The 13607-nt window shown below is 21.7% G+C and carries 9 protein-coding genes; all 9 read left to right on the top strand.

Features of this window, described 5'->3' with window-relative positions; genetic code table 4:
- Window positions 1-26: 26 nt before the first annotated feature.
- Window positions 27-2567 (top strand): protein translocase subunit SecDF, encoded by a 2541-nt coding sequence (secDF, locus tag T405_RS01570; RefSeq protein ID WP_036430406.1) that lies wholly within the window; start codon window positions 27-29, stop codon window positions 2565-2567.
- A gap of 80 nt (window positions 2568-2647) precedes the next feature.
- Window positions 2648-3670, top strand: a complete 1023-nt coding sequence (locus T405_RS01575; RefSeq protein ID WP_036430408.1) for a glycosyltransferase family 2 protein — start codon at window positions 2648-2650, stop codon at window positions 3668-3670.
- A gap of 228 nt (window positions 3671-3898) precedes the next feature.
- The gene (locus T405_RS03840) at window positions 3899-4303 is read left to right on the top strand and encodes a hypothetical protein (RefSeq protein ID WP_156951227.1); all 405 of its coding nucleotides are present in this window, start codon (window positions 3899-3901) and stop codon (window positions 4301-4303) included.
- 13 nt (window positions 4304-4316) lie between these two features.
- The gene (locus T405_RS01585) at window positions 4317-6503 is read left to right on the top strand and encodes an ATP-dependent helicase (protein WP_036430412.1); all 2187 of its coding nucleotides are present in this window, start codon (window positions 4317-4319) and stop codon (window positions 6501-6503) included.
- Window positions 6503-8092: an MHO_4530 family protein gene (locus T405_RS01590; protein WP_169734323.1), complete on the top strand. Its 1590-nt coding sequence runs from the start codon at window positions 6503-6505 to the stop codon at window positions 8090-8092. Before T405_RS01585 ends, T405_RS01590 begins: the two co-directional genes overlap by 1 nt.
- Window positions 8093-8152: 60 nt before the next feature.
- A complete protein-coding gene (gene dnaE, locus T405_RS01595; protein WP_036430416.1) occupies window positions 8153-11098 on the top strand; it encodes a DNA polymerase III subunit alpha in 2946 nt (981 codons plus the stop codon).
- Window positions 11091-11969: a 5'-3' exonuclease gene (locus T405_RS01600; RefSeq protein ID WP_036430418.1), complete on the top strand. Its 879-nt coding sequence runs from the start codon at window positions 11091-11093 to the stop codon at window positions 11967-11969. The genes dnaE and T405_RS01600 overlap by 8 nt, the downstream gene beginning before the upstream one ends.
- A gap of 87 nt (window positions 11970-12056) precedes the next feature.
- Window positions 12057-13295: a restriction endonuclease subunit S gene (locus T405_RS01605; protein ID WP_036430420.1), complete on the top strand. Its 1239-nt coding sequence runs from the start codon at window positions 12057-12059 to the stop codon at window positions 13293-13295.
- 121 nt (window positions 13296-13416) lie between these two features.
- Window positions 13417-13607 (top strand): hypothetical protein (locus T405_RS01610; protein ID WP_036430422.1); only part of this gene is annotated, 191 nt, incomplete at its 3' end.

Below are 13607 nucleotides of genomic sequence, written 5' to 3' on the forward strand. Positions count from 1 at the left end.
AAGTAAAATGTGGTATATTTATTTATATGTATAAATATAAAAAAATATTTTCATCAAATAAATACATCAGAATCATATTTAGTTTTTTTATGATTATTTCTGCTATTTTATCCATTGTATTTGGCAGTTTTTTTTATTTAAATAATAATGTAAAAACATCTTCAGATTATGGTAATGGAATAAAAATAGTTGCACAATCTAAAGTGAATTCAGAAAATTCTACACTAGAATTAACAGAAAAAATAAATAAGTCAATTCAAAGAAGGATATTAGGAACTGATGTAAAAACATTATCACCTGGTTTTCTTGAAATACAAAAAAGTGGTGAGTTTTCTGAAAAAGAAAAAAATGATTTGGAAAATGAACTTTTAAATAAACCTTCAATAATAGTTACTGATAACAAAAACAATACTTTGTTTGTAGAAGGTTTGTATAAAAAAACACCTATACTTGATAAAGATATAAAGAATTTCAACCCCCCATTCCAACTAGAAGGTGCAGAATATTCAAATTCTAATTTTAATAATTCTCATAATGTTTTAATTTCATTAGATGGTGTAAATGGAAAAAGTGAATGAGCAAAAATGATTAATGATTTATCTCAAGATGAATCTAATCAAATTTTAATTTGACTAAATTATGAAAAATTAAAAACAATTGCTGAAAATGAATATCCAGTTGAATGAGAAAAATCAGGTAAAGATTTATGAAAATTCATTCATGTTAACGAGGAATTAACTCATAAGGATTCTAATAATCGCGATATTCCTAATTCAATTAAGGAAAATGTATTAGAAATACAAAAAAAATATTTAATAAGTGTATTAAATCCTAAAAACATCTCTAGAGATTCAAAAATCACAATATCAAATAATTTATCAAATACACAAGCAAATGAATTATCTAATAACATTAATTTTGCTCTAAGCGATTATGATATAAATTTAGTTTCAAGTACATATATAGAAAATAACAATAAAGCATTTTTTTATACATTAATAAGTTTATTAATTATCTTCTCACTAATATCATTATTTATGATTTATAACTATGGATTATTAGGACTAATAAATGCATTATCTGGAGCTTTATATTTATTTTTAACAAATTTAATTAATATCTCTTTAGGTGGTTTTTATTCACCTATTATGTTTCTTTTTATGATATTGAATTATTGATATTTTATAGATTTAAATATCATAATATTTGAAAAAATAAAGAAAAACATCTTTTTAGGTGATACCTTGAAAAAATCTCTAAAGAATTCATATAGAGATAACTTATATGGTATTTTAGATAGTAATATACTTATTTTGATTTCTGGTCTATTATTATTTTTCTTTGGTTATAATTTATTTAATACATATGGAGTTATATTTAGTATTTCTTCAATAGTAATCTTATTCATTATTTTATTTTTTAATAGATACTTAAATGAATTTATTATTAATAATGATTTTTGAAGTCATAAATTATTTCTTGCAATAGGTTATAAAAAGAAATTTCAAAATTATCAAAGTAAAATTGAAACAAAAATTTCTAATGCAAATATTTTTAAATTTTCAAATTATTTATCTATATTATTTTTTGCATTTATTTTAATAGGTGTAATAACATTTTCAGTATTATCAGGAATTAATCAAAATATATTAAGTGGTTTAAATTCATCATTTGAATTTGCCGGAGGTAATAATGTCATAGCAACCGGAAAACAAACACTAAATAATTATTTAACATATTCTTCGGGTAATGAATTAATTAATAATTTAAAAACAGATTTAAATTTTTCTAACTCTTTAATTTTTAATTTATTTAAAAATTCACAAGCAGATGATAAATATACTTTATTTATAAATTCTTCAAATATATTAAATAACGAAGAAGTTAATTTAATAATACAAAAGATTAATTCATTTGATAACACATTATTAATTACAAGTTTTACAACATTACCAATAGAAACTAATAAATTACTAATTAATTTAATTGTTATTTTTGGCATATTTATAATTCTTTTATTTATTTACTTTTTTGTAAAACTAGGATGAACTTATAGTTTATCTGCATTAATAGGATTTATTTTCTTGTTCTTAGGACTATCCAGTGCGTTAATCATATTTAGAATTCAATTAAATACATTTACTATTTTGACCATAATTCTTTCGTTGAATTTATTTATTTATTATTCTTATATTGTTTTAGATTCATTAAAGAAATTAATAAAAGAAAAATACCACAAATATATAATGAATAAAGATGAAACAAAAAAAGCAATATCACAAAATTTATCTAATTTAACAAAAAGAAATCTCAATTTATTTTTAATCTTTATTTTTAGTTGTTTTGTATTTTTTGCATTTAATAATATTATAAATATTTGATATACATTATTTTTAATGATTTCTGTTATTTTAATTTATTTAATCTCGAATTTTATACTTATGAAAGTCTTTCTTTTCTTCGAAACAAGAAAACAAAATATATTAAAAAAGAGAAAAGATTCAGGTTATTGAGATATCAATAAAAGAGAAGAACAATTGTTTATGGGAATTAATGATTTTGAATAATTAACTACCTATTGAATAGGTAGTTTTATTTTAAACTTTTAAATATGGTAAAATATTATTAAATACTTAAGGAGTTATGAATGAAGTTATCAATTATTTCTTTAGTTAACAAATCAGCCAGAGATGTAAATTCATTTCTAAAACATTTAAAATATCAAGATAACCAGGATTTTGAAATCATTTTATGTTTGAACAATAATAAAAATACTCAAAAAATTATTAATGAGATAAATGAATATTACTCTTTTTTTAATAGCAGATTAAAATTAATTTATAACTTTAAAAACATTTCTAATCAGTATAACTTATTAAGTTCTTTTAATGTCATTTCTGGAGATTATGTTGTTGTTTTAAATAGTGATAATAAACTTAAAAAACATTATATAGATAAAATGATAAAGGATTCTCAAGAATATGATGTTGATATTCTTGAGTACCAACCACGAATCATCGGTTCAATTAGATGAAAACCAAAACAAAGATTGGATATCTCACAAAAACTTTCTATCCGTAAGCAAAAGGAAATAATTGCTTATTCATATCCTTTTATATTTAATAAAATATACAAAAGAACTCTAGTTCAAAAAGTTTTCGAATATTCGCCTAAAAACTTGAATGATACAAAAATGTGTGTTGAATTGAACTATCTTTTATTATTAAATGCTGATACTTATTTTTATTTAAATTATATAATTCATAGAGAACAATTTAATTCAAACATCTGATTTAATACTCATAAAATAGCTCAATCATTTGAAAAAGTAGAAAAGATAACTAATTCAATTTGAAAAGACTTTTGAAATGATGAATTAGCATATGCTAAGTATTATTTAGTCAAATTAGTTTTAACAGCTTTTTTAAATGAAACATTTTTTTTATATAAAAAAATTTATAAAAATCAAAGAAGTCTAATAAAAGAAAGAAAAACAATATTAATGATTCAAAAACATTATGAAGTATTAAAAAAATTAGAAAAAGACTTCAACAAAACAGATTTTATTAATCAAAATAAATATATGCTCAAAAAAACAACCGAAACATATTTGTTGCAATCTAAATATGAAAAACTAATAAAAGAAAAGATTTTAAGTTCTTTAGAGTAAATGTATCAGAACGTTAATTTTTTAAAAAGATTAATATCTGACATATTTGATTTTGCAATATATATATTAATTTTAGTTTTATGGATTTATTTATTTAATTTAATTAATAATAAAGAAACTATAAATTTTTTTAATTATTATTTTCCTATATTTTCAATAATTATATGAAGTAATATTTATTATTGTTTGTTTCCGATACTTACTAAAGGAAAACTTATAAGTAATTACTTGTTTAAAACAAAGATTATAGATGATAAAGAAAAAGAATTTCGTTGAAATATAATGTTAAAAAGAAATATTACCAATTCTTTTTTTATTACTTTTATTTGCTTATTCTTAATTTTATTTATATATCCATCTGATTTTGATGGACTAAAATTAGTAGATTCATTTAAAACTAATATTACTTATAGATTAATAACTATTTTTATAACTTTTTTTACTTTTATAAAGATATTTAACTATATCTTATTAATATTCTGAAAAAAAAGACTTTCTCTAGTAGATTTTTTAACGAACACAAGGGTAGTATTTAATAATAAAATAGAACCAATAATTGAAAATATATGTGAACTTAAACCTTTCGAGAAGAAATGAAGAAAAATAACAAAAGCAAGCAATAAAGAAATTTAATAAGGATGTATTAATGGATTTAAATTATGTCAAGAAAATAAATTTACTAGAAGATTTAAATGAACAGCAATCACAAGCTGTTGAATATTTCGACTCTCCTTTGAGAATAATAGCAGGAGCAGGAACAGGAAAAACTAAAGTTTTAACAAGGAAAGTTGCATATTTGATTAATACTCTTGGTATTTCACCAAAAAATATTTTAGGTGTTACTTTCACAAATAAAGCTGCTCAAGAAATGTCTACTCGTATTACAAAATATTGTTATACCAACAATGAAAAATTAAATATAATGACATTTCACTCTTTTTGTTCATCTATTTTACGCAAGGAAATACATCACTTAGGTTTTAAAAATGATTTTACAATTATTGATGAACCAGACAAATTACAAATATTAAAAGAAGTTTATAAAAAATTAAATATATCAAGTAATGAAGTTAGTCATAAAAATGCTATTCAATATATTTCTTGATTTAAAAATTTTAATAAAGATATTAATGAACTTTATAAAACAAATTCTAGTGATGACATTTTAAATAAAATATATATTGAATATACTAATGAACTAGCAAAAAATGGTTCATTAGATTTTGATGATTTAGTATTGCAAACTAACATTCTTTTCAGTGAAAGACCAGATGTACTAGAAAAATACAAAAATAAGTATGATTACATACTAATAGATGAATTTCAGGATACTTCAGTTCTTCAATATGAAATAATGAAGGCAATTATTTCAGATAAAACTCATTTAACAATAGTTGGTGACCCTGATCAAACAATTTATAATTGAAGAGGAGCAGATGTTAATTTAATATTGAATTTTGAAAAAGATTTTCAAAATTCAAAGACAATTGTCTTAGATACTAATTATCGTTCAACTAAAAAGATTTTAGATAGTGCAAATAAACTTATAAAACATAACAAGATTCGTTATAACAAGGATTTAATAACCAACAATGAAGAAGGAAGTGATATTGAATTTTCACACTCTTTTAATGAAGAAGCAGAAGCAAGATGAGTAATTAATAAAATTAATCAACTAAAAAAAGAAAAAAATCAATTAAAATCCATTGTTATTTTATATAGAACAAATTATTACTCTAGGGCTTTTGAACAAGCGTTAATAGAAGAAGGTATCCCTCATAAGATAGTTAATGGAACCAAGTTCTATCAAAGATCAGAAATTAAAGATGCAATAGCATTTTTAAGAGTTTTATACAATTCAAATGAATTATCATTTAAAAGAGTTATTAATGTTCCAAACCGTTTAATAGGTGAAAAATCCCAAGAATTAATTGACAAATTTGTAGCAGATCATAATTCAATAAATACACTAGATTGTATAATAAAAAATTGGAAAGAATTTTCAACTAAGCATAAAAATATAGCAGAAAACATTTTAGATTTCATAAAAAAAATAGTTACATATAAGAAACTACTTTTAGAAGAAAAAAATAAAATATCAACAGTTTTAAATTATTTCTTAAAAGAAATTTCTTATTTTAAGTTTATAGAAAAAAACAAAAGTTTAAGAGGAACTGCTGAAGAAAATGTTATGGAATTGATTAATTCTATAGAAGTATGAGAAACCAAAAACAAAGATAAGAATATAGAAGATTATTTAAATTATATTAATTTAATATCTATTAATGATGAATATGATGGTAATACAAATTATGTTACATTAATGACCATACATTCTGCAAAGGGACTAGAGTATGATAATGTTTTTTTAGTAGGTATGTCAAAAGGATTATTCCCATCTTATAGAATTTTCCAAAGTGAAGTTTCAAAAGAAAAAGAATTAGAATTGCTTGAAGAAGAACGTAGATTAGCATATGTAGCAGTTACTAGGGCAAGAAGGAAATTATTTTTATCTTCTTCAAGAGGTAAGATACATAGTTTAAATATAGACAAAGAACCATCATCTTTTATAACAGAATTAGGAATTAACTTAAATGATATATTATTAATGAATGATAATCATGGAATTGATTTATCTGAAACAAGTTATGAAGAAATAAAATTACAGAATTCCAAAATGTTAATTGGTGATATTATTTCACACACAATTTTTGGAGAAGGTGAAGTAGTAGATTTAGATGATGATAATAGTGTTGTTATTAAATTTAAGCAAAGTGGAGAAACAAAAAGATTTAATAAGAATCACCATTCAATAAGGATTTTAAAGAAATAATGGTATTGCTATTTTTTTGGTTGTTTATTTTTTTAGTTATTGTTTCTTTATTTTGTTTTTTAATACATTTGCTTTATTTCAGAAGTTCAAATGGAATCATTTTGTTCAAAATAGACCCACTAAATAAAAGAGTAATCCGTCAGAGTGCTAAATATTTCTTTTTATCTACTATTTTTGATTCAAAAAAATCAGAATTTAAAAAATATAATTACATTTCTTTAAATTATTTTAAAAATTTCTTCCATTATGATAGTGCTAAGAAAATAGATGAAATACTACAAGAACCAATAAAAAAGAAATATTCATTAAATATTATTTTGAACGAAAAAATACACAAAGAATTTAATTTTTTAGAAAAAATAATATTTAAACTAGACCAATGATTTCATAATTATAGAACATATAAATTAAATATGGAATTAAATGAAAAACATGAATTTATATGCAATATAGAATGAAAAAAAGAAAAGAAAATCAATCCTATAAGAATTACAAATTCTTTTAATGAAAAGCAAGTAAATATAAAAAAAGGTTCATATAAAATTATTGGTCTTGCACTAAAAACAAACTTTTTATACAACGAATTATCTAATACTGAATTAAAAGAAATATTTAATTTATTAAATTTAAGTCATAATAATATTCAATTTTTTAAGAAAGAAGAATTACTGTTTATTTTAATAAAGAAAAATATTTGAAATTTATTTAGTTCAAATAAAACTGAATTAATTATCAATTTAAATAAAAATATTTTATTTTCAAAATATTTCTTATGTTCAACTATTTTAGATAGAAAAATTACTTCAAGTTTCGATTTAAATGAAATAGAAGAAACATTGTTATTTTCTTTGTATCACATTTTAGCAAAACCTGAAAACAAAAACGATTTCCTTAATTTATCTTTTAATTATAATAATTCAGATATTCAAATATTTTCTGAGGAACTAAGAGCATATAAAACTTTTTTAAAGAATTTCAGAATATCAGATAATCTAGATAAAAAATACATATATAAATTAAAAGATATAGAAAAAACTGATAAATATTTCCTGGATTGAAATTTATCTAAAAATCTAGATTATTTAACTTTTTATCATTTATTTGTTAATAATCCTTATTTACAAATTTTAAAAGAAAATATGATGTTTAATTCCTTGTTAAAAAATGAAAACAACTTAAACCAAGGTTTTTTAAAACTATCAATCGACAGTTTGCATAAACTTAATTTTTATAAAATAGATAATTTTCCTACAATTTTATTGTATTCAATAAATTATGAATACAATCAAGAAATATTAAAAGATTTCTTATTGGAAATGAATAATAAAAATAAATTTGTTGGTTTGTATATAGAAAATATTAATGATAACTTATGTCAATTTATCAATGATAATGAAATTAATTATTTAATTTTAGCAAAAAATATATCTATGAATCTTATTAAAGAATATGAAATTTATTTAAATTGTCTTAAATTAAGATTCTTAACTAAAAACAAAAATCTAAAAATCATTTATGAGAACCTGAATGAAAAAATAGATTCAATAATACTTAAGAAAGTGAATATCAATTATTTTTATAAACTATAAAAGTTTATTTTAAATGAATAAACTTTTCTTTTTTATTAAAAATATATATAAAATAAAATTATGAGAGAAAAAATTTTTTTACACACTAACACTGAATACTCTTTTTTAAATTCAACTATAAAAGTTCAAGATTTATTAAATGAATCTAAAAAAAGAAATCAAAAATATATCACATTAACTGATTATCAAAATTTTTATGCATTACAATATTATTGAGAATTTCTTGATGAATATAACTTTATACCCATAATTGGTGTTGAAGTAGATTTAAGAGAAAATTTTAGGGTTATTTTAATTGCAAAAAATAATAATGGACTTAAATTTTTATTTAAATTGATTACAAATGTTTCTCAAAAAGAAACCCCTAGTTTTTATGATTTGGAAAATCCTGATATTTATATGATTGATCATCAAGAATTAGGTTCTCAAATAAAAGGAATCGAGTTATTAAAAGTTCCGAATAATTTTTATTTAAATAATAAAAAGAAACAACATATTAAAACAGTTTACGCCCCGGTAAAAAGAATCCTAAACTATGAAGATAATGAAATTCTTCCTCTTTTAAAACATATTTCAAATCCAAATCAAGAAAACATTATTTACAGTGAATATTTCAATGATGAGGAGTTCTCGGATTTAGATGAAGAAGTGTATGAAAATATGTTAAATATAGTTTCAAACATAAATATCTCAAGACCATCTAGTGAAATCAAATTACCTAAGTTTTCAAACAATAATAAAGAAATATTATCTAAAAAAATACTAGGTAAAAAATTTAAAGAATTGATAAAACATTATAACGAGAAAATAGTTTTAGAAAGAATAAAAAAAGAAATCAAAGTTATTGATGAACTAGGTTTTATGGATTATTTTTTAATCATTCATGATGCAATAGCATATGCTAAATCAAATAATATTAATATAGGACCAGGTAGAGGTAGTGCTTCTGGTTCACTTGTATCTTACTTACTAGATATTACAACAATAAATCCATTAGAATTTGATTTATTATTTGAAAGATTTTTAAACACTGAAAGAATATCAATGCCAGACATTGACATTGATATTCAGGATACCAGAAGAGATGAAGTTTTTGAATATTTAAAAAACAAATATGGTTCTAGTCATTTTGGTCTAATTTCAACCTTTCAAACATTAGCAACAAAAAATTCAATAAGAGATGTAGCAAAATATTTAACAGACAAAAATATTTTAAACTTAAGCAAACCAGAAGTTGATAAAGTTTGTGCAAGTATTTCAATAAAGGATTTGAGTTTAACATATGCTTATGAAAATAATTCAAAATATAGACTTATAATTTCAAAATATCCTAAATTACATGAATTAGCATCTAAAATCGAGGGTTTTCCGAGACAAGTAGGTATTCATGCAGCTGGAGTAGTTTTATGCAATAGTGAATTAAATCAATTAGTTCCAACACATTATTCAGATAATGGTTATCAACAAATTCAAATGACAATGAACTATTTAGAAAGATATGGTTTAATAAAGATAGATTTTTTAGGACTTAAAAATTTAACTTTTATACAAGGAATAGAAAATCAATTACCAAGTTCAAAACATTTTGATTATATTATGAATGATTCATATTCACTCTTTAATGATCAATTAACTTTTAATTTACTAAATCAACAATATACAGATGGAATTTTCCAATTAGAATCTCCACAAATGAGAGCAACAATAAAACAAGTTAATGTTGATAGTTTTGATGATATATATGCAATTATTTCACTTTTTAGACCTGGTCCTGCTGCTTATATCAAAGAATATGCAAATAACAAAAAAGATCCAAGTCAAATTATTAAAATACATCCTTTATATGATGAAATAGTTAAACCAACATTTGGAATAATTGTTTATCAAGAACAAATAATGCAAATAGTTCAAAAAGTAGCTAATATGAATTTCAATCAAGCAGATACATTTCGAAGAGCTATTTCAAAAAAAGACGATAAATATTTAAAAATATATAAAGATACTTTTTTTGAAGGTGGTTTAAAGAATGGATTATCTTATGATAAATTACAAGAAATTTATTCTAAAATAGAAAAGTTTGCAAATTATGGATTTAATAAATCCCATGCAGTTGCTTATGCATTAATTTCTTATAAAATGGCTTATTATAAATCAAGATATCCATTAATTTTTTATAAATCATTATTATCAGATGTTTCTGCAGATTTAGACAATATCAAACGTTATAGTAATGAAGCATATGAAACTAATATATTAGTTAAAGCACCTGACATAAATATTTCAACAAATCAAGCTGAAATATCAGAAAAAGATATTTATTTACCTTTAGTAATGATTAAAGGAATTGGAACAGTAGCTGTATCGAAAATCATAAATGAAAGAAATAATAATGGTTTATTTAAAAATTTTATAAGTTCTTGTTTAAGATTAAGAGATGTAGGAATAGGTGAATCAATTTTAGAAATCTTAATTAAAGCAGGGACATTTAGAACATTTGGAAATGTAGTTGAATTATTAAATATTTTACCAACAATAAATGAATTTTATAATACCTATCTCTTAATTAAAAAAAGGAATAGTAATTCAGAAAACCATTCAATTATGAATTATATTAAAGATGAAAATATTGAGTTAATTCAGATTCCTGAACTAGAAAATAATATTGAATTACAAGAAAAATATGAATTACAATATTTAGGTGGCAAATACACAACTGATAATAAAGAATATTTAAAAAAACTAAAAGAAAGAGGAATCCCTTGTTTGATGAATCTTAATGAAAATTTAACTTGATTGAAAGTAGACTTTATTAAAGCTAATTATGGTACTAAACCTAATCATACAAAAGTTAAATTAAAAGATTCAAGTGGTTCAATAACTGCTAATGGTTGAAATACAAAAATTGAACAATTAATTAATATAGAACCAAAAAAAATAATTGTTTATATAGGAAAAAATAAAGGATTTTACGTAATCAAAGATTTTAAAGAGGTAATAAATGAATAATAAAAACTTAGTTATAGATGGAAATTATTTATTATTTCAATCATTTTATGCTTCTTATCGTGGTGATATTAATACCATTTTAAGAACATCTAAAGGTATTCCAACTAATGCAATACAATTGTTTTTAATGCAACTTCTGAAATTATTAAAAGAAATTAAACCAACTCATTTATTTATTGCTTTTGATGCATATGGACAAACTTTAAGACATTTACAATACCAAGAATATAAATCAGGTAGAGCAAAAGCACCTGATGAATTATATATTCAAATGAATTTAATTAAGGAAATTCTAACTAAATTAAACATAAAGTGATTAGAACAAGAAGGTTATGAAGCAGATGATTTAATAGCAACATTTACTAATTTATTACCAGGGAATAATTTTGTTTTTTCTGCTGATAAAGATTTATTACAGCTAGTTAATTCCAAAACTACTTTAATTCATAGAAAGTATGATAAGTATTTATATATAACAAATAAGAACTTTTATGATTTATTTGAAATTAATCCAGAACAAATAACTTCATTTAAAGGTCTAAAAGGAGATCCATCAGATAATTTACCTGGTATAAAAGGAGTTGGTGATAAAACTGCCATTAAACTATTGAATGAATTTAAAGATTTTGAAGGAATTTTTAGAAATATTGATTCACCTATTATAAGTAAATCTTTAAGAGAAAAACTGAAAGATGGATATGAACAAGGCTTATTATGTTTTAATTTAGCTAAATTAAACTTTAATGTACCTAACTTCAACACACAAAAAAGTGATTATGAATTATCTATAAATTTAGATGCAGGAATTTCGTTGTTAGAGGAATTAGAACTAAAAATAGTAATTAAATGATTAGCAGAGTTAAGTTTTTAAACTTAATATTCAATTATTTAAATTTTATATATACCGAACAATTAAAGAATAATAAAAGTATAATATTAATAATAAATGAGGGTAATTATGAAAAAAGTTTTAGTTCCAAAAGTTAGATTTAAAGGGTTTGATGAAGAGTGAAAAGAGGAGAGATTAGAAAACATATATTCATTTGCTAGCGAAGGTGGTACACCTGATACAAATAAAGATATTTATTATAAACCTGGGTTATTTTATTTCACAAAAATAGAAGATATGGCAAATAAATATATATCCCACACAAAAGCAAAAATAAGTGAATTAGGACTGAAGAATTCATCTGCTTGAATAATACCCAAAAATAATATTCTTTTTAGTAATGGAGCAACAATAGGGAATCTGTCTATAAATAAGGTAGATTTATCAACTAAACAAGGTATAGTTGGAATGATAATAAAAAAGAAGTTTAATCTTGAATTTATTTATTATCTACTTAAATCAGAAAATTTTCAAAGTAAGGTTGCAGAAAAAATAACAGTAGGAACTATACCAACAGTAGCAATTTTTAATCTTAAGAAAATAGAGTTGTTTTTAAGTAAAAACATATATGAACAACAAAAAATTGGAAAACTTTTAGAAAATATTGATAATCTAATTACCCTCGAAGAAATTAAAATCAATAAACTCAAACAACTAAAAAAAACTCTCTTAGAAAAAATGTTCCCAGAACATAATTCAAAAAAGCCTAGAATAAGATTTAAAGGATTTGAAGGAGAGTGAAAAGAATATAAATTTAATGATATAGGTTCATATTATTCTACTTCATCTTTAAGTTATAATGATTTATCAAAAGGTGGTCAATATAAATGTGTATTATATGGTGAATTATATACAAAGTATAATGAAAGAATCTTTAATGTAATTTCTAGAACTAACAAGAAAATTACAATAACACAACCAAATGATATTTTATTCCCTACTTCAACAACAGTAGATTCGTATTCATTAATATCTCCCTCATGTGTGAATGAAGAAAATGTAATGACAGGGGGTGATTTATTTGGTATTAGACCCTATAAAAATATAAATGGAAACTTCATTTCATATTACATAAACAATGTTGAATATATAAAAAATAAATTAGCTAACAAAGCTCAAGGATTAACTATTATCCATTTATATTATAAAAACATATTAAATGAAAATTTATATATTGCAAGTCTAGAAGAACAAAATAAAATAGCAAAACTTTTTGTAAAGTTTGATACCATCATCAATCTATACCAATCCAAACTCAAAAAACTCAAAAAAATTAAAGAAGCATTATTACAAAAAATGTTTTTATAGTATATTAATAAGTTAAAAAATATTGAGTAAAGGTGGACAAAAAAGTTAACATGGCAATGTTAACTTTTTTTAACACCTTTGAGGGGGTATACCCCCTCAAAAAAATCAAAAAAGGAGAAGTATGTCAAGGCATTTAAAAGCAGAAGAGTTTTACAAAATATATCAAGAATATAAGAGCACAGGGATACATGGCGCTTTGAAGATGTTGTTTAAAATTTCACCAAAAGTTCAAAATAACAAAAAGAAGAATAATGTTTGAAGAATTAAAAAAATTATTAATCATTATAATTTAGGTATGGAAGATTTATTAGT

The sequence above is a fragment of the Mycoplasmopsis felis ATCC 23391 genome (assembly GCF_000701865.1).
Taxonomy (GTDB): domain Bacteria; phylum Bacillota_I; class Bacilli_A; order Mycoplasmatales; family Metamycoplasmataceae; genus Mycoplasmopsis; species Mycoplasmopsis felis.